The sequence below is a fragment of the Pseudomonas sp. G.S.17 genome (assembly GCF_038096165.1).
In the GTDB taxonomy this organism is placed as follows: Bacteria; Pseudomonadota; Gammaproteobacteria; order Pseudomonadales; family Pseudomonadaceae; genus Aquipseudomonas.
Genome location: NZ_CP151076.1, coordinates 3,741,927 through 3,760,530 on the forward strand (window position 1 = coordinate 3,741,927; position 18,604 = coordinate 3,760,530).

The 18,604-nt window shown below is 58.0% G+C and carries 15 protein-coding genes; 6 read left to right on the forward strand and 9 right to left on the reverse strand.

The window, feature by feature from the left end:
- Positions 1 to 11: 11 nt before the first annotated feature.
- The 3 genes from AABC73_RS17655 to AABC73_RS17665 all read right to left on the reverse strand — a co-directional run bounded on the left by AABC73_RS17655 (position 12) and on the right by AABC73_RS17665 (position 5,783).
- Positions 12 to 2,510 (reverse strand): phosphoketolase family protein, encoded by a 2,499-nt coding sequence (locus AABC73_RS17655; RefSeq protein WP_341520289.1) that lies wholly within the window; start codon positions 2,508 to 2,510, stop codon positions 12 to 14.
- Positions 2,511 to 2,706: 196 nt separating this feature from the next.
- On the reverse strand, positions 2,707 to 3,744 hold the full coding sequence (locus AABC73_RS17660) for a zinc-dependent alcohol dehydrogenase family protein (RefSeq protein WP_341520290.1): 1,038 nt from the start codon (positions 3,742 to 3,744) through the stop codon (positions 2,707 to 2,709).
- Between the two features lie 227 nt (positions 3,745 to 3,971).
- On the reverse strand, positions 3,972 to 5,783 hold the full coding sequence (locus AABC73_RS17665) for an ABC transporter ATP-binding protein (protein ID WP_341520291.1): 1,812 nt from the start codon (positions 5,781 to 5,783) through the stop codon (positions 3,972 to 3,974).
- A 145-nt stretch (positions 5,784 to 5,928) separates the two neighbouring features.
- Here AABC73_RS17665 and AABC73_RS17670 point away from each other — a divergent pair, with 145 nt between their 5' ends.
- Positions 5,929 to 6,354, forward strand: coding sequence for a DUF1810 domain-containing protein (locus AABC73_RS17670; RefSeq protein ID WP_341520292.1), 426 nt, complete (start codon positions 5,929 to 5,931; stop codon positions 6,352 to 6,354).
- A gap of 92 nt (positions 6,355 to 6,446) precedes the next feature.
- The gene (locus AABC73_RS17675) at positions 6,447 to 6,677 is read left to right on the forward strand and encodes a DUF6555 family protein (protein WP_341524273.1); all 231 of its coding nucleotides are present in this window, start codon (positions 6,447 to 6,449) and stop codon (positions 6,675 to 6,677) included.
- Here the strand turns inward: AABC73_RS17675 and AABC73_RS17680 are convergent.
- Positions 6,674 to 7,822 carry a DUF1615 domain-containing protein gene (locus tag AABC73_RS17680; RefSeq protein ID WP_341520293.1) on the reverse strand — a complete coding sequence of 383 codons (1,149 nt, stop codon included), beginning with the start codon at positions 7,820 to 7,822 and terminating at the stop codon, positions 6,674 to 6,676. The two genes, AABC73_RS17675 and AABC73_RS17680, sit on opposite strands and share 4 nt — an antisense overlap.
- Before the next feature lie 357 nt (positions 7,823 to 8,179).
- Here AABC73_RS17680 and AABC73_RS17685 point away from each other — a divergent pair, with 357 nt between their 5' ends.
- On the forward strand, positions 8,180 to 8,959 hold the full coding sequence (locus tag AABC73_RS17685) for a hypothetical protein (RefSeq protein WP_341520294.1): 780 nt from the start codon (positions 8,180 to 8,182) through the stop codon (positions 8,957 to 8,959).
- A gap of 6 nt (positions 8,960 to 8,965) precedes the next feature.
- On the forward strand, positions 8,966 to 11,143 hold the full coding sequence (locus AABC73_RS17690) for a lipase family protein (protein ID WP_341520295.1): 2,178 nt from the start codon (positions 8,966 to 8,968) through the stop codon (positions 11,141 to 11,143).
- 104 nt (positions 11,144 to 11,247) lie between these two features.
- Here AABC73_RS17690 and glsB read toward each other — a convergent pair whose 3' ends face one another.
- A complete protein-coding gene (gene glsB, locus AABC73_RS17695) occupies positions 11,248 to 12,156 on the reverse strand; it encodes a glutaminase B (RefSeq protein WP_341520296.1) in 909 nt (302 codons plus the stop codon).
- Positions 12,157 to 12,327: 171 nt separating this feature from the next.
- Between glsB and AABC73_RS17700 the strand changes: the two genes are divergently transcribed.
- Positions 12,328 to 12,546, forward strand: coding sequence for a hypothetical protein (locus AABC73_RS17700; RefSeq protein ID WP_341520297.1), 219 nt, complete (start codon positions 12,328 to 12,330; stop codon positions 12,544 to 12,546).
- A 559-nt stretch (positions 12,547 to 13,105) separates the two neighbouring features.
- Here the strand turns inward: AABC73_RS17700 and AABC73_RS17705 are convergent.
- Positions 13,106 to 13,624 (reverse strand): hypothetical protein, encoded by a 519-nt coding sequence (locus AABC73_RS17705; protein ID WP_341520298.1) that lies wholly within the window; start codon positions 13,622 to 13,624, stop codon positions 13,106 to 13,108.
- A gap of 118 nt (positions 13,625 to 13,742) precedes the next feature.
- On the opposite strand from AABC73_RS17705, the gene AABC73_RS17710 reads away from it, so the two are divergent.
- Complete coding sequence (locus tag AABC73_RS17710; RefSeq protein ID WP_341520299.1) at positions 13,743 to 14,435, forward strand: hypothetical protein; 693 nt, start codon at positions 13,743 to 13,745, stop codon at positions 14,433 to 14,435.
- A gap of 60 nt (positions 14,436 to 14,495) precedes the next feature.
- On the opposite strand, the gene AABC73_RS17715 is transcribed toward AABC73_RS17710, so the two are convergent.
- The 3 genes from AABC73_RS17715 to AABC73_RS17725 all read right to left on the reverse strand — a co-directional run bounded on the left by AABC73_RS17715 (position 14,496) and on the right by AABC73_RS17725 (position 18,498).
- A complete protein-coding gene (locus tag AABC73_RS17715; RefSeq protein WP_341524274.1) occupies positions 14,496 to 15,452 on the reverse strand; it encodes a class I SAM-dependent methyltransferase in 957 nt (318 codons plus the stop codon).
- A 20-nt stretch (positions 15,453 to 15,472) separates the two neighbouring features.
- Positions 15,473 to 16,924, reverse strand: a complete 1,452-nt coding sequence (locus AABC73_RS17720) for an iron-containing redox enzyme family protein (RefSeq protein ID WP_341520300.1) — start codon at positions 16,922 to 16,924, stop codon at positions 15,473 to 15,475.
- A 260-nt stretch (positions 16,925 to 17,184) separates the two neighbouring features.
- Complete coding sequence (locus AABC73_RS17725; protein ID WP_341520301.1) at positions 17,185 to 18,498, reverse strand: methyl-accepting chemotaxis protein; 1,314 nt, start codon at positions 18,496 to 18,498, stop codon at positions 17,185 to 17,187.
- Between the last annotated feature and the right edge of the window lie 106 nt (positions 18,499 to 18,604).

Below are 18,604 nucleotides of genomic sequence, written 5' to 3' on the forward strand. Positions count from 1 at the left end.
TATCCTCCGGATCAAGCGTCAGTGAAGGTTTGCCCCCGGGTATGCCCTTTGGCCAACGGCGGCGGGCTGTCGGACTCGCTGAAGTCGTCGGTCCAGCGCCAGTTGCGGATCTCCGGCAAGTCCTCGAAATGCTCGCGAATGTAGGCGTGATGAGCGCGCAGCTGGCCTTCGAGATAGCTGATCGCATCCTGGCTTTGCAGCCGCAGGCGCGGTACATGGCTCAGCGCATCCAGCGCCAGTTGATAACGGCTCATGTTGTTGAGCACCACCATGTCGAATGGCGTAGTGGTAGTGCCTTGATCGGAAAAGCCGCGCACATGAAAACGCGCTTCGTTGGCCCGGCCATGGACCATGGAATGGATCACCCAGGTCGAGCCGTGGAAGGCGAACATTACCGGCGCTTCCCGGGTGAACAGCGCCTCGAAGGACACGTGATCCATGCCATGCGGCCGCTGTTGCGGACTGCTCAGCGTGCCCAGATCAACCACGTTGACCAGACGCACGCGAATGCCTGGCACATGCTTTTGCAGTAACCAGGCGGCGGCGACGGCTTCGGTGGTCGGCACGTCCCCGGCGCAACCCAGCACCACATCCGGCTCGCCGTCGTCGTTGCTGGCAAACTTCCAGATCGAGGCGCCCTGGGAGCAATGCTTGAGCGCGGCCTGGAAATCCAGCCACTGAAAGTCCGGCTGCTTGCCGCAGGTCACCACGTTGACGTAATTGCGACTGCGCAGGCAGTGATCGAACACGTTGACCAGGCAGTTAGAATCCGGCGGATAGTAGATCCGCACCACATCCGAACGGCGTTGCAGGACGTTATCGACAAAACCGGTGGACTGGTGACTGAAACCGTTGTGGTCATTACGCCAGGCGTGGCTGGTGAGCAGCACGTTGAGCGAAGCCAGCGGCCGGCGCCATGGAAACTCCCGGCTTTGCTGCAACCATTTGGCGTGCTGGGTGACCATGGAATCCACCACCTGGGCGAAGGCTTCATAGGTCGACCACATGCCATGGCGGCCGGTCAGCAGATAGCCTTCCAGCCAGCCTTCGCACAAATGCTCGCTGAGAACCTCCATAACCCGGCCGTCAGTGGCAATGTGTTCATCGATGCTCAGCAGCGGCCCGGCAGCGGTCCGGTTGGTGGCTTCGAAGACCGCGTTGAGTCGATTGGAATTGGTTTCATCAGGCCCGAATACGCGGAAGTTGTCCGGATTGGCGCGAATCACGTCGCGCAGGTATTCCCCGAGTTTGCGCGGCGCTTCGGCGATCACCTGGCCGGGGCCGGGCACTTCCAGGCCGTAGTTGGCAAAATCCGGCAAGTCCAGCGCGGTCAGCACCCGCCCGCCGTTGACGTGGGGCACCGCGCCCATGCGCAGCGCAAGCGGCGGATTCAGCGCCTTGAGTTCCGGGACCAGCGCGCCCTCCTCGTCAAACAGCGTCTGCGGCGAATAGCTGCGCATCCAGGCTTCCAGCTGAACCAGGTGCGCCGGGTTCTGAATCACATTGGCCAGCGGCACCTGATGCGCGCGAAAGGTGCCCTCGACCGGCAGATCATCCACGACTTTCGGGCCGGTCCAGCCTTTGGGGCTGCGCAGGATGATCATCGGCCAGCGCGCGCGGGCCACGTCGCCGTACTGTCGGGCACGTTGCTGGATGTCACGGATATCGCCATAGCAACTGTCCAGTGCCGCGGCAAAACGCTGATGCATACCCGGCAAATCGTCCCCGGCGACGATGATCGGCTCGTAGCCGCGCCCTCTATACAAGGCGATCAAATCCACGTCGTCGGTACGCGCCTCAACCGTCGGGCCGGAAATCTTGTAGCCGTTGAGGTGCAGGATCGGCAACACCGCGCCGTCGCGCAGCGGGTTGAGGAAGCGAATGCTTTTCCAGCTGCCTTCCAGCGGGCAGGTCTCAGCCTCGCCGTCACCGATCACGCACGCCACCAGCAGATCCGGGTTATCGAAAGCCGCACCAAACGCGTGGACCAGCGAATAGCCAAGCTCGCCGCCTTCATGCAAGGAATTGGGCGTATGCGGCCCGCAATGGCTGGGAATCCCGCCTGGCGTGGAGAAGCTGCGAAAGAAACGCAGCATGCCGTTGGCGTCCGGGGTGATCTCGGCATGCACGTCGCTGTAAGTGCCTTCCAGCCAGGCGCACGCGTTGAGGGTCGGCCCGCCGTGACCGGGACCGGAGATGTACACCACCTCGACATGCTGTTCACTGATCAGCCGGTTCAAGTGCACGTAGATAAAGTTCTGCCCGGCGGAAGTACCCCAATGCCCCAGCAGACGGGGCTTGATGTGCCGGGCCGTCAACGGCTCGCGCAACAGGGCGTTGGCCTTGAGGTAGATCTGGCCGACGCACAGGTAATTGGCGGCATTCCAGTAGCGATGCATTCGCTGCAGCAACTCGTCGCTCAGCGGGCCGGTACTGTCGGGGGAAGCGTTGAGGGTGGTTGACGCGGGCGCTTGGTCAGCGCTGGAGAGCAGTGGATTGAAGGTATACATGACGGCTCCAGAGGATCGTTGTAAAGGCTTCGAATGCCATGGCAAAGGTGCAGCGTAGACGGCTCAGCCCGATTGGGCCGGATTGGTCCGATGGCGGGCGACGAACAGGACAGCACTGCCCAGCGGATGTGGAGCATCCCGCTGGCAGTGCTCGATGGACGAAGAAGGTCCGTGGACCGGCGGGTTGAACACCGGTTTATGAAGACAACACCACCTTGATGGCCTTCTCCTTGGCGGCGTTGCCGAAGACCTCGTAGGCTTGAAGGATGTCTTCCAGTTTGAAGCGGTGCGTGATGAGTTTGCCGGGCTCGATCTTCCCGGCCTGGACGGTCTTCATCAGCATCGGCGTGGTGTTGGTATTGACCAGCCCCGTGGAGATATTGATGTTCTGGATCCAGAGTTTTTCCAGATGCAACTCGACACTCTTGCCATGCACGCCCACGTTGGCGATATGTCCGCCCGGGGCAATGATTTGCTGACAGGTATCAAACGACGCGGGGATGCCCACGGCTTCGATGGCGACGTCGGCGCCGATGCCATCGGTCAGTTCGAAGATCCGGGCGACCACATCGTCCTGGCCGGGATTGAGCGCATGGGTCGCGCCAAACTGCATGGCCACCTCCAGACGGTTGGCATCGACATCGACCATGATCACCATGCCGGGCGAGTAAAACTGTGCCGTCAGCAGCGCCGCCATGCCGATCGGACCGGCACCGACAATGACCACCGCATCGCCGGGCTTGACCTTGCCCGACAGCACACCGATTTCGAAACCGGTGGGCAGGATATCGCTCAACATCACCAGCGCCTGTTCATCGGCACCTGGGGGAATCGGGTACAGGCTGTTGTCCGCGTGAGGGATGCGCACCTGTTCAGCCTGGGTACCATCGATCAAGTGGCCGAGAATCCAGCCACCATCGGCGCAATGGGAATAAAGCTGACGCTTGCAGTTGGGGCAGCTGCCGCAGGAGGTGACACAGGAGATCAGCACGTGATCGCCCTTTTTGAAATTGCGTACGGCGGAACCGACTTCCTCGATCACGCCTACGCCTTCATGCCCGAGGGTTCGCCCCTGCGTCACAGCAGGTACGTCGCCCTTGAGGATATGCAAGTCAGTGCCACAAATCGTGGTGTGCAGGATGCGCACCACCGCGTCAGTGGGCTTTTCAATGACAGGATCGGTTTTATCGACCCAGGATTTTTCACCTGGCCCCTGGTAGACGAGAGCTTTCACGGATATCACTCCTTCCATCAAAACGGACATTAGGGATATCGCTCACTCGTGACAGTTCAGACACTGAGGCCACGGAAACCTGAGCAAACCTGACCGCCGCTGCAGCGCAACGCGGCGATCAATGCATCCTGCTGTATAGCAGCAGCTGTCCGACCCTGACCATGATCTGGGTCAGTCATTGCGTCAATGACTGCTTCAGATCGTGGCTGGCGCGGGAATCGCCCCCCTCAGCGATACCCACGCGCCTGCAAATCAAACAGCGTGGCATAACGCCCGCCCGCAGCCACCAGGCTGGCGTGGTCGCCGCGTTCCAGGACCCGGCCCTGGTCCAGCACGACGATGTGATCTGCATTTCGCACACTGGAAAAGCGATGGGAAATCAGCAGGGTCATGCGGCCCTTGGCGTACTCGCGGAAATGCTCGAACACTGCCGCTTCAGCGCCGGCATCCAGGGCAGCGGTGGGTTCGTCGAGGATCAGGATGTCGGCGTTGCGGCGCATGTAGGCGCGTGACAGGGCGATTTTCTGCCATTGGCCGCCGGACAGTTCCTGACCACCGGCAAACCAGCGGCCCAGTTGCGTTGCGTAGCCCTTGTCCAGCCGCTCGATGAACTCTGCTGCCATGCCCTGGCTGGCGGCATCGCGCCAGCGCTGTTCTTCGCTGAAGGCGTCGATATCGCCGACGCCAAGATTCTCGCCAACGATGAACTGGTAGCGAATGTAATCCTGGAAGATCACGCCGATACGCCGCCGCAGCGCGTCTTCGTTCCAGTCGTTGAGATCGCTGCCGTCGAGCAGAATGCGCCCTTGATTCGGTCGATACAGACGGGTCAACAGCTTGATCAGCGTGGTCTTGCCGGAGCCGTTTTCGCCCACCAGCGCAACGCTGCGACCCGGCGCCAGATGCAGGTCGATGTTTTCCAGGGTCGTATGGCTGGAACCCGGATAAGTAAAGCTCACGCTTTCAAAACGCAGGCCATCGCCAGGCAACGTACCTTCGGTCACGCCGCCGACTTCCACGGCGACGGGTTGCCCGAGGTATTCATACAGATCGGCCAGATAAAGGCCGTCCTCGTAAAGTCCGCTGATGGCGCTCAGGCTGCTGCTCACCGCGCCTTGTCCTTGCTTGAACAGCACCAGATACATGGTCATCTGGCCCAGCGTGATCAGGCCATGCACCGCGTCCACTACTACCCACGCATAAGCGAGATAAAACGCCGCAGTGCCGAGCAGCCCCAACAGAAAGCCCCAACCGTCGCGGCGCAAGGTCAAGCGGCGGTCTTCGGCATACAACCGCGCGAACGTGTCGCGATAACGCTGCAGCAACAAAGGACCGAAGCCGAACAGCTTGACCTCTTTGATATAGGTCTCATGGGAAAGCAGCGTTTCGATGTAGTTCTGCTGGCGGCTTTCCGGGGCGCGGCGAGTAAACAAGCGGAAGGCATCGCCGGAAAAATGCGCTTCGGCGAAAAATACCGGCAACGCGCCCAACACCAGAATCAGCAGCGCCCAGGGCGAAAAATGCACCAGCAACACCGCAAAGCTGATCAGGGAAATCAGGTTCTGGGTCAGCCCCAGGGATTTGGTCACCAATGCCAGCGGTCGGGTCGAGGCTTCGCGGCGCACCCGCACCAGCTTGTCGTAAAACTCCGAGTCCTCGAACTGGCTGAGTGACAGGGTTTGCGCCTTCTCCAGAATCAACGTATTGACCTGCTGCCCCAGTTGCACACGCAACAACGACTGCTGGACCGACAAGGCCCGCTGAGTGCCGGCCAGCAAGCCCAACACACCTGCCTCCATCAGCACATAACGCAACACCGGCCAGAGCGGCGCGTTGCCGGTGTCGGCATGCAGTTGCATGGCGGCGACCACCGCATCAACGATGCGCTGCCCCAAAAAAGCAGCCAGCGCTGGCAGTACGCCCGCCAGCAAGGTGGCGACCACCAGCCCCAGCGACAAGCCCCGGGAAGTGGTCCAGACCAATCCCAGCGCACGGCGTGCCTGATCGAAAAATGCGGCGAAACGGCTGACAACAGGCATGCGCGGGAAAACTCTCGGACAAAACGATGGGATGAACGTCTATCGAACCCGGCGCAGCGCAGAGGTTCAGCGGCTAAACTGGCACATCATAAGGCCGTCGCCGACTACCACACTCGATAAATTTCTATCTGCTGGAAGGTGTGCCATGCACGACTTTTACAATCTGCAACGCTTCGTCGACGCACAGGCACCCGTTTTCGAGCAAGCGCTGGCTGAATTGCGCGAAGGCAGAAAGAGGAGCCACTGGATGTGGTTCGTCTTCCCGCAGATCAGCGGGCTGGGGCGTAGCGAGACGGCCAGATATTACGCCATCACCTGCCTTGAAGAAGCACAGGCCTACCTGCAACATCCGCTATTGGGGCCGCGCCTGGAACTCTGCGCGCACATCATCGAACCTCAGGTGCAATGGACCGCGCGGCAGATTTTCGGCTCGCCAGATGACATGAAGCTGCATTCCAGCATGACCCTGTTCGCCGTGGCAGATCCCGAGCGACGCATCTTCCAGAATGTGCTGGATACGTTCTTCGATGGCGTGCCGGACCCATCGACTCTGGACAAGCTCAACCCTTGATCCGGCGACCTTTGGGCTGAAAAAAGAACGCCAAGGGAACTGGCTGTATGCCACCAATGTCATAGCGCTATCACAACAGAGATAGCATGGTTATGGCGAGCGGCCGACATTTTGAGATTCGATACGTTTTCCGGGGGGAACGAAGGGTCTTCATTCAACCCGATTCGACGATGAGTGACTCCGATGCCTGGTTTTACGCCTGCCTGCATGCACGAATTGGCGTGCAGCATAATCTTTCCAACATGCGAACCGAGCTTGAAGCCCTGCGGCAACACGCCGAGCGCGCCCAACTCAAACTGGTCAAATGGGAAGAGCTGCCCTAGCCTCCAGCCCCCGTTGCAACCTTTTGCATACACCGCTCGCGCCGATCATCGACTCGCTGGGCAAACCAGGCCGTGGTGAGATTGCGCGTAATCTTCGGACTTTGCAGCGTGATGCCCGGCAGGATCGCCCGAGGCAGTGATTTACCCGCAGCAGCGTCGGCCAGCGCAAATACCCGCTCATACAGTTTGGTGTCTTCGAACTCCAGCGTATCGCCCTGCTTGAGCTGACTGAAGATCGCCGAGTTGTTCATGTCCAGACGCTTGCTCAACGCACGTATGGCCAGTTCCGTGGAGCTGGGTGACGTCGAGTCGTAGCGGATCAAGTCGCCATCCAGCGCCAGCTTGATTCCCGTCGCCTGACTCACCGCACTCTGAAACGCCGCGTTGCGACTCGCGTACCAACCGGCATTGAAGTCGGCAAAACGATACAGCGGTGCCGGATAGTTGGCCGGGTAACCCAATAAATGGGCGATGCCGAAGTACATGCCCCCGCGCCGGCTGAACACCTCCTGACGAATCGTCCCGGCCACCGGATACGGATAGCTTTTCGCCTGCTTTTCGGCGAAAGCGATGCTCACTTGCATCGGCCCGCCGGTGTGAACCGGGTTGAAATTGCCGAACAAGGTTTGCCCCATGGGCACCATGCCGATGAAGTCATCGAAAATGGCGCTGAGCTGTTTCTCGGTGCGCGCTGCATCCAGCCGCGCGGCGTAGGATTTACCGTCAGGCGAACGAATCTGCAAGGCCGTACGAATCAGCACGCCGGGAATGTGCAGGCGAGCAGCGCGGCGGTCGATCTCGGTGCGCGCGATCTTGCCCAGCCCCGGCACCGGCGGATCCACCTGAAAGGTTGACTCCTGCTCGGCCACGGCCAGTACCGAACATAAATTCTGGGTCGTCGGTGCGATATCTTGCGCGGTAAACGCGGCCTGGATATCCGCCGCCCAGGCCTCGCGCTCAGGAACCTTGGCCGGCATCAGGCGCAAAATTTGCGCACGGATTTGTCCGGGCGTCAGCTCGGGCCCTTCCTGGCTGAGTTGGGTGCCGCAGGCGCTGAGCAACAGCGCGGCGGCCAATGCAAGCAGCGGATTGGCACGCTTGCATGGCGATTCGATATAAAACAGGAATGATCGATTCAGGTACATGCTTTCCCTGGCGCTTCAGTAAGGATGCCGTCAGCCGGAGCATTGGCTGACGTGAACCCAGTAGACCAGCGCCAGAGCGGGAATGCTCGGGAATATTATAAGAGAGCCGGTATACCCTGCGTGAGGACAGCAAAAATGCGACTCCTGAGCACTGTCAAACCTCATCGAATCACCACAACCCGCACTTAAACGAAATATCCTACACATATAAAAACTTCAGCCTACATCATAGGCGTGTGACTTTATGGATGATACGTACCTGCGGCGTCTCCTTCAGCTTCTAACATATCATAAGGCGCTAGCGTTTATTTCCCCTAAAAGCAAACCCACCCCTGCCAAAACAATACAACTATAAACATGAATTACACATATAAACTACCGATGCTCATTTTCGCCACTGCGGCCCTGACCGGCTGCGATGAGATAATAAACTCCATGAATAAATCTGGAGATAGCTTCACCTTAAAAGGAAACCTCCCAGCAGAATTCGGCATCGATGCCATTGCATTCTATACCGCACTGAAACCGGATACTGCCAGTTGTCAAGCGCAAACCCTTGACCCGGACAAAACTATTACCCGGCGTTATGCCTACGAATACTCGGCAGACTTCAAGAGTGAGCCGCAAGCATTCAGTTTTGACATCCCGCTGAATCATACAAAAAAGTCATGCGCAATGAAGCTCCTGGATCTCAGACTGGCAATCCGAGGCCGCCACGGCCAACAGAACTGGCAAAGCTCTTATGCTGACGGGGCACTATATTTTTTTCGTCACCCCACCAGTAAAACCGTCGCTTTTGACGAAAATGGCACATATAAAATGAACGGAAAGTGCCGTTGGTCTTTCCAGCAAAGTGTCGCGCGCTCACGCCCTGACGAAATCGAGAAGCTTTTGGACTGCGGCGGCACCGGCGCCTATATTGCACTTGATCAGATAAACAATAAAACCATCATGCTCGACATTGATGTCAGCCCAGAGGAAAGGCCCTCAGAGCGCAATACCTGGATAAAGTTTCCAGTTGGATGGAAGCCCTGCGCCCATCAGGGTGACTGGCGATGGTGCCGGGAACCTATAAGTTTCAAGACTTTTAAAATAAACGGAAAAACCTGCACTGTTTATCCCAACTGCACGGAGTAAATTCGCATGCCCATTGAAGGTCCCAGACTGCAAGAAAGTTGCCCATTACGTGGCCATTGGGCCAGCTTCCGCCTGGTTGACGAGCAAGGTAATGGCGAACCCTATGCGGGCTTAAGCTACACGGCTTATGATGGACAAGGCCAAGCCTATACCGGGACAACCGATAGTACCGGTTTCGCTAAGATCGATGACTTCTACAAAGGTCCGCTATTGCTGGATCTTTCTGCGCCTGCGCAGATTATTGTGGACCCGTGGTATTCGTACTTGGCTACACGAGAAAAATTTCCGATACCTTTAACCGCACTACAAATCGCCGCAGAACATACACCCAGCGCGCACCGCAGACCAGACGATATGAGTCCGGCACAGATATGTGCAAAACACGAAAATGCTATCTACTTCCATGTACAAGTTCGGGATTTTGTCAGCAAATGGCATGCGGCGCATTTACCCGATTCAATACTGTCCGAACATCGACCGCCTGAAGCAAGATCGAGTGAGTTCAAGCGCATGTTTCATGAGCTTGGAAAAAACGACCAACCAGGCTTGCCCTTGTGTCCCAATATGCACCATGTTCTTGAAGTTAAGGCACTGCGCGCCTGGCGTCGGCTTTTTTCCCGGGACAAGACCTTCAGTGCGTTGAACAACTACCATCTGGCGCTAATGAGCACGTTGTCTTATGCGCCGTTCCATTACCAACGGACAGACGAGCAGGAACCTGGCATCCCACCCTACGAGAATCCTGGCTCGATTGGCAATGTACTGGAACAGCATCTGGGCCAACTCAAAAAACCAACTCTGTTTAATGATGCCACGCCCTACCATTTGTTATGTGAGGAAGTTCCTTATTCTAAACGCCTGGAGGTCCTGCCCTACAACCCTGATCGCTATGTTACTGAAAGGCTCGATGGCTGGACCTTTCCCGAGTCTGCCCACTTCCTGACTAACGCCACAGACACCCAAGCGTATATTACTCATAGCGATCAAGTCATTTTAATCTCACTACGAGGCACTCAGGAATTTGCCGATATCGGTCGCGATCTGGATGCCCGCCAAACAGAGCACGAAGATGGGTTAGGCAATGCTCATCGGGGATTCCATACAGCCTTCACATCGACAAAAAAATATCTGAGGAGATATATAGACGCTTTCTACAAGAATAAACAAACTTTCCTGATAACTGGGCACAGTCTCGGCGGAGCTATCGCGTTACTGGTAGCTGAATGGATACGCAGAACGTATTCAGATGATGTCCAGCTCTACACCTTCGGCGCGCCCCGCGCTGGAGACGCGGTATTCGTGCGAGAAGCGAAGGACCTCACACATCACCGGATTGTCAATCACAACGACCCGGTTCCCGGAGTTCCATTTACTTGGATGGATGCTGAATGGAAATCTGCCTTGGGGGCAACGGTGATGCTGGTCGCCAGCAAAGGAACAAGCCTATGGAGCTGGGGAATGCTGGCCGGTGGATTAGTGAACATGAAGGGCGCGGACTTCGAACATCACGGTGAACAACGACACTTCATGCCGCGTAAACCGGGCGCAGGCAGTGAAGCAACGCTGCTCTGGCAGCCGGGCTGCGCGAGCATTGAAAAACAAACCTGCGCTCTGTATGCCGCAGAGATTCAGTTGCTGGGAGACATGCCGGAGCGCAGGACCTTCACTGGCACAGTAATGTCCGCAAGCGAACACTCAAGTAACAGCGGCTATAGCCGCGCCGCACTTGCTAATTTATTGCGGTGGCGCGTCAGTGTGACCGAGCGCAACGGAAAGTTGTTCAGCACGAAAGAAACCGAACAGCTCAACGAACAGATCAGAGATATCGAGGCACAAATCAACGTCTGGGTGCCACGCACTTTTACTGAGTTTTACTCTCAGGTACGCAGCAGCGCCGATCCGCGCTTCAAGGGCGTTAGCCAATTGGAACTGCAAGCGCTATTCAATGACGCCCGTGGGCGAATAGTTGCACTTTCGCTCAGCGAAGAAAAAGAGCTTAAGCGCGCTCGCAAACGTCTCAAGGCGCAAGCCGAACGGCTCATCAGCTGGAGGGACGTATTCGGCGACCAAGCCGATCGGGAAGATCTTGATGCGCTGTTGAGCGAATGGCTACAGCTGATAGATGTTCAGAAAGCCGCCAAGCTAGCCAAGGTGCAATTGGGCTCAGATCAACAACCCGGCTAACTGAATGACCTTAATGTGTCTTGTGGACGTCACTGCAAGGGACAACACTGGATCTGATCTGTGCACAGGTATAAAACGGATCTCTGGATCGACCTGCGCATTGATCAGAACACCGACCACTCAATGCGCTCGCTGAGTTTCTCCAGCGCCGCCATGCCAGCCAGGGAATTGCCCGCCGAGTTGAGTTCCGGCGACCAGACGCACACCGAAAACCGGCCCGGCACAACCGCCACGATACCGCCGCCGACGCCGCTCTTGCCCGGCAGGCCGACCCGGTAGGCGAAGTTGCCCGCTTCGTCGTACAAGCCGCTGGTGGCCATGATCGAATTGAGTTGCTTGGTCTGCCGAGCGGTAAGAATCTGCTGACCGCTGTGTACGCAAAATCCCTGGTTGGCGAGAAAGCCAAAGGCCCGCGCCAGATCGACGCAACTCATGCTCATCGCACAGTGGTGAAAATAGCTGCGCAGCACGTCTTCCACGTCGTTATGGAAGTTGTCGAACGACTTCATCAAATACGCTGCTGCGGCATTGCGCGAGCGGTGCTGGTATTCGGATTCGGCGACTTTCGAATCGGAGATCACCTCCGGGTTGCCGCATAGCCGCCGCACGAAGTCGCGCAATGACAGCGACGGCGCGGCGAAGCGCCCCTGGTTGATGTCGCAGATCACCAGAGCCCCCGCGTTGATGAACGGGTTGCGCGGCCTGCCCCGCTCGAATTCCAGCTGCACCAGGGAATTGAACGGCTGACCGGACGGCTCATGGCCCAACCGTTGCCAGATGTCTTCGCCCGAGTGGCCGATGGCCTGCACCAGGCTGAACACTTTGGAAATACTCTGGATCGAGAAGCGCGTCGTGGCATCCCCGGCATGGTGCAGTTCGCCATCATTGCTGTAGACCGCGATACCCAACTGATCCGGAACAACATCACCCAAGGCCGGGATGTAGTTGGCGACTTTGCCCTGACCGATCAGCGGCCGTACTTCATCGAGTATCTCGTTCAACAGCTTTTGCATGAGTGCGCTCATTGTTTTTTGGGGACCGCAAGCTAGACGACCAACGGTTGCGGCGCATCACACCGGCAGCTGCGGAAAATCCCGACCGGTTCGCTCCACTCCTCTTGCTCAAACACCTGCTAGTCTCGATCTGTACTCAATCGAGAGGGCATTCTCGTGACAGCAAAAATCATGCAAATCACCCCCTGCTCCGGCTGGAACTTTATTCACAAGGACGGCCATTCCGGCAAGCTTTACATCCACCGGGTCGCGGCCTGGGCGTTGCTGGAAAGTGGCGAAGTGGTGGGAATGATTTCCGGCGATACCAAAGAACCGATGACGCCGGGAAAAACCGCGACGCTGATTCAGCCGCCAGCGGTGGGCGGGTATTACGCGCCGGTGGAATCCTGAGGCTATGTGCAGCAACGCGGTATTTGTGGGAGCGAGCTTGCTCGCGAAGACCACCTGGTGTCCGGCGCACCATCTGGGCGTGAAATATTGCCTTCGCGAGCAAGCTCGCTCCCACAGGAGGCATGCGTACATATCCATTGCTGCGGTAACGGCTACTTAGGGTTGCGCCCTGACGGCGCGTCACTTTCGAAAAGCGCGAAAGTAACCAAAGCGCTCTTGCCCCACCACTCGGTCCCTCGCTTTGGCTCGGCATGCCCGTAATCCGACATTGATGTGGAGGGCCGCCGCAAAGGGCCATCCCTGGCCCAGTGCGGCTAAACCGGCGTCCTGCCGGTTTACCCTCCAAATCAACATCGAATTTCGGCCAGCGTGGTTTGACGGGGCGCTTAAGATCAAAATCAAAAACAGAGCAAAAGCCAAAGCGGCCTTGAATCTGTGTGGACCGTATCTCAACTGTAGGAGCGAATTTATTCGCGAGGCGTTCGTAGCGGCGACACAGATTTACGGCGTGAGCGGTGGCCCCTTCCCGGATAAATCCGGTCCTGCAGGGTTATCACCCTCACTCCACACGCTTGACCGATATCACTTCGAAATACTTGAATTTCTCCTTGGCCGCTGCCTTCTTCGCTTCCTGCTCGGCATCGAAGGTACTCAGGGTCTTGGCGTCGTAGACGAACATTGTCTCCTCGCCTTCGAAGACTTTGGTGCAGCGCATGGTGACCCGAAGTGCGGGTGATACGCGCTTGGCCTTCGGACGAGGGGCTTCAGGCTTAACCTCGGGCTGAGGCGGCGCGATGATGAACTCGGGTTCAGGTTCCGGCGCAACGGTCGGTTCGAGGTCGAACTCGATGACCGGCTCAGGTTGCTCGGCGGGTTTGGCTGGCTCATCAAGGCCCAGCGCCCGGCGCATGTCTTCTTCAGTCAGTCCCATACTCATGTCACTTAATCTCTTTACTAAATAGCCGTGAGCGGAATGATCAACAGGACGGCGCAAGAAAACAAGCCAAGGATCGCCGGTGACCGGATAAAAATGTAAATCGACCCTGAATATGCCGCCTTGGTCCTGGATGACGGCCATCAATCAACCTCCGGGCTATTGGCTCGTGACAACAGCGCCCCCGTCCACTAGATTAGGCGCCCCGAAAAGCTCAGTGCCTTTCGCGCCTCAAACCCGGTTAACGAAATAGTGAAATTCAATGCCTGATTCCCATACAGAACACGCCGTGACCTGCGCCAAGCTCGCTTACGAAGATGCCATCAGCCTTTCCCAGCATGTGCCTCAGGCCAAGATCGTCAGCGAAATGGTGCTTGATACCTTCCAGAGCGCCAAGGAAAGCGATCAGATTCGTCAGCTGCGCGCCGCCATTCGCCAGGCTCAGGACAATCTTGACGACGACCAGGCCTACGAGTTGATGGGCGAACTCAAGCAGCTCAAGGACGCCGAGGCGTCCGACAGCGCGGCCCTGGCGGATTTGAGCACGCGGTTCTCTATCAGCCGCATCCTGTTCAGCTACAAGGATGACCCGGCGTTTCAGGAATTGGTCTATAGCCTGGCGCTTAAAGTGCTGAACCAGACCCATCAGGCCATCAGCAATCCTGGTACCGGCAAAAGCAAGGTCGCCCGGGCCAAGAAGGACGTCGAAGTGTTTTCCATCAGCAAGGATGGCATCAGCGTCAGCCTGCCGATGCGTACGCCGCGCTCCCGGCCGAACGTCGACCGTGAAGCCTTCGAATTCCTCGGCTTCAGCTTTGTTGGTGAAGGCGACGAGGCGGAACTGGAAAGCGAAACCTTCGTCGATAACGAAGGCAACGAGTTGCCGGTGACGCGCAAAAATATCATTACCGCCTTGCAGCAGCAGAAGGCGTTTGACGGTTACAGCATCGCCTGACCGTCCTGAAACGCAAAAGCCCGGTCGTGCGACCGGGCTTCAGATCAAACCATCAATTGATCAGACGCGGCGCACCACCAACTCCACCGCCGCAATCCGCTCCACGTCCTGATAGCCATCCTCGAGCAATTCTTCGCCGAAGACATCCGGATCAATCTCCCGATAGGTCCAGGCCCACGCTGGACCGGCAATATCATTTGCCACCGCAGCCAGAAACGGGTCCACGCCGTCGACCATTGCCACGCCGCTGTACAGCACCAGCGCGCCACCCACCGAAAGCCGTTGCAACGACTCGCGCAGGATTCGCACCGACAGGTCAGCACCTAGCGCATCGCCACCGTGGCGGTAAGCTCGCTGGCGCGCGTCCTTCATGTAGGGCGGGTTGGCGACAATCAGATCGAACTCGCCGTCTACGCCGCGCAGGATGTCACTTTCCAGGCATTCAACGTTGTCGATCCCGGCCACCTGGGCATTGACCTGGGCAAAGTGCAGCGCCTTGGGATTGATGTCCACGGCAAACACTCGGGCGTGGGGCTGGGCGCTGGCGATTACCAGCGCGCCCGCACCGCTGCCGCAGCCGATGTCGACAGCGCGCTTGATCGGCGTGAAAGTCCTGCTCAACTGGTCGCGAATCGACTGCGCGAAACGGTAGGTATCCGGGCCGAAGAACACCGAGTCCTCGTCCGTGGTCGGAAACGCCGAATGCGCCAGCGACAAATCCCCCAGGCTCGACCACCTGACGCGACTGATGAAGCCGCGCGCGTGGGCGGCAACAATACCGGCAGCCAGCAACTCGTTCAGTTCGTCGGCCGGCAACAACGTTTCCGGAAACGGCCGGCTCCAACCGAACACATCCCGCAGCGAGGACGCCAGCTGATTGCCTGGGCGCGCGTTGACCCGTTGGTGGGTCAGCGGCGTAGGCGTGATAAAGCGGTAACCCCCGGCAACGAGGCTTTGCCCGAGTTTCACCAGCGCGCCATGGGAAGAGCGCTGGAGCCGGACGTCCGACGTATCCATCGCAAAAGCCTGATTGGCATTCATCCTCGCTCTCCCGTCAGACGCTCAGCCATGGCTTCGACATAGCGTTTGGTCGCGAACAGTCCTGCGGGAGTTGCGTGTCTGGCGGGCGACATACGCTCGATTAGCACCTGCATCTTCTGCGCCGCCGTGGCGTTGTTCAGATCGGCCAGCAAACCGCTGACATCGGGATCGACATCTTCGAGCCGCGTGTGCTGGTCGGCCGTGCGCAGACCATCGTTGCGCGGCGCTGACCTGAAGCGTGCCCGAAATGCATCCGGAGTCCGCTTGCTGGAAGACGCCTGCGCCGCCGTGGCTGACCAGTCGCCCGCGATCCAGTCATGCAACACCTGTTTTTCATAGGCATTGAATACGCCGAACATGGCCGCACCGGCGCCATCGATCAGCTGCCAAAAGCGACTTTCGGTCGGATCCTGATGGCGTTTGATCCAGCCGCGATTTTCCAGCACGGCAAGAAACTCACCCATCCGGTCCGGCTCCGCCAGCCACTGGTTGACGGTCTTGCCATCCAGGCGGCAATAGTCCGAATGCATGTGCTGGCCAAAGGTGCGCTTGCGCTCCAGCAATGCGATCAATTCCTGCTCCAGATCAAACGCCTGGATCACGGCTGTGGTGCCAGGCCCCAGCTCGTTGAGTCGATAGCCGTTGGCAATGCGCTGATAGAAATCGTCGCGCTGCTCGCCCATGGGCAACAAGGCCAGGACGCTTTGCGCCGCCTTGCGAGCGTGGCCGGTGCTGGCGTTGTCGATGGTGATGTGCAGCGTGAAATAGTACGGATCGATACCCAGTTCGTTCAGCTCGAACGAGGTGATCAGCAAGTGCAGCGGCAGTTGCTCATAGCCCAGGTTGTAGCCGATCACTTCCGGCAGAAATTGCCCGGCCTGGTTGCCCAGCGCCAACTGAATGGCCCCTTGCAGATAAGCTTCGTCATCGAGCCCGTCGCTTAAATCGCATTCCAGGTCTGCCAGAAGCTTCTGATACAGCGAAACGTGGTTCAGCGCGGCATCGCCATCGCCCAGTTCTTCGAGATAGGTGCGGATCAACCCATGAAACCGGTAATCGGCCCAATGCGGCAGCAACCCGTACAGCCATGCCCCATCGACCCGTTTGGTCGGCGCGACATGTTGCAGAAAATACATCGCGTGGGCCTTGCTGGTAAAAAACCGGCGCGGCGATCCGGCGCGACGCTGGTCCAGATACGTCGAATATTGCTCGGCGACTTTACCCACACCTTCCGCTATCCACTGCTCAAGGTGTTCAGGCTGGGCGGGCAGATTGCAGGGCTGCATGTCGGCAAGTTGCAGCTGTTGGCGTAGAAAAGCCGCCGCCTGAGGATCATCCTGCAACATCGGACTGTGCATCAGCGCGTCATAGGTCGCCTTGTAATAACTTTGCGCAGTTCGATGAGGCTGAGAGAAAGCAGTCTCTGTCGGCATTTGAAGAGAGGTCATAAATACTTCCTGGCAGTTCCTGATACAAGCAAGACATGCTCACGCGCAGAGCCTCACGCGAAAGCGCTTCTTTTAGTCGTTGTAAGAAGGAGTACTGGCCGTTTGGAAAATTCACCGCTCTTGATTGGGGTCCAGATGGATGGTCGAAGGCAACGCCGCCGATCATCCGAACACAAGGCTTATCCGTAGATAAGCCATTCATTCACAGACAGCCTGCTGTTCAATGCTCGAGCTCAGTCTTTGCCTGGGACAGCATCTGATCAGTCATGACTGGAGGCGAACATGCTGACTGCTTGCACGGCATCGCTGGTCCCGGTGCGGATTTGCAGGATCACCGTCCCGGCCTGATCCGCGAGGCTGACGCCGCGTTGCGCACCTTCCTGAGTGGCGTCCATGCTGGCGACCGCATCGCGGGTTTCCGTCAGGATCATGCCGATCATCTCGGCAATCTCCGCCGTCGAGCGGCTGGTGCGCCCGGCCAGTTGCCGGACTTCATCGGCCACCACCGCAAACCCCCTGCCCTGATCTCCAGCCCGCGCGGCCTCGATGGCGGCGTTGAGGGCCAGCAGGTTGGTCTGGTCAGCGATGCCGCGAATGGTGTTGACGATTGCCGTGATCTGCTCGGAGCGTGCACCCAGTTGGCCAACCAGTCGGGCCGAAGCGCCGATATTGTCGGCTATCTGGCGCATTTCCCGAGCGGTTTGCTGAATGACTTCGGCGCCGTGCTCGGCGACTTTTTCCGTCTCGGCGGAAATATGGTAAGCGCGTGATGCGCCACGGGAATCGGCCTCGAACTTTTCGACCCGATCACTGATGTCGCTGGCAAACTTGACGATTTTGTAGAGTTTGCCGTCAGCGTCATACACTGGATTGTAAGAAGCTTCCAGCCAGACCACGCGACCATTCTTCGCCAGTCGCTTGAATTGCCCGCTGAAAAACTCACCCGCATTCAGTCGGCGCCAGAAGTCAGTGTACTCGGCGCTATTGACCAGACTTGGCTCGCAGAATAGCCGGTGTTGCTTGCCCTTGAGTTCAGCCGCGCCATAACCCATCACTTTCAGGAAATTGTCATTGGCGACCAGAACATTGCCGCTCAGATCAAACTCCACGACCGCCATGGCCCGATCAAGGGCGGCCAGCTTGCTGCGGGTTTCAGCTTCCTGACTCATCTTGGCGGTGACGTCCAGCGCGTACTTGACCACCTTCAACACCTTGCCCCGTTCATCCGTTACCGGGTTGTAGCTGGCCTCAAGCCAAATGTTCTGCCCCTTGCCAGTGACGCGCTGAAAGGTACCCGAAACAAACTTGCCGGCCCTGAGTTGCGCCCAGAACTCGCTGTATTCCCGGCTGCGCGTCAGGTTCGGCGAACAAAAGTCCTGGTGGGACTTGCTCAGCAACTCATCCTCGCGATAGCCCATGGTCTTCAGAAAGTTGTCGTTGGCGCGAAGCACTTTACCGGTCAGATCGAACTCCACCACCGCCATCGAACGTTCAAGTGCCGCAATCAGTCCTTTGAACTCCACAACCTCGGCCGTCCTGGCCGCCAGTTCGTTTTTTAGAAGTTTATTGAACATGACGTACCCTCAGCGATAGCAAAAACCATTGAACTCTATGCTGACTATCGGCGGGTAATGGGTGAACTTAAGTGGTTGGAAAAAGTTAAGAATTGACGCCAACGAT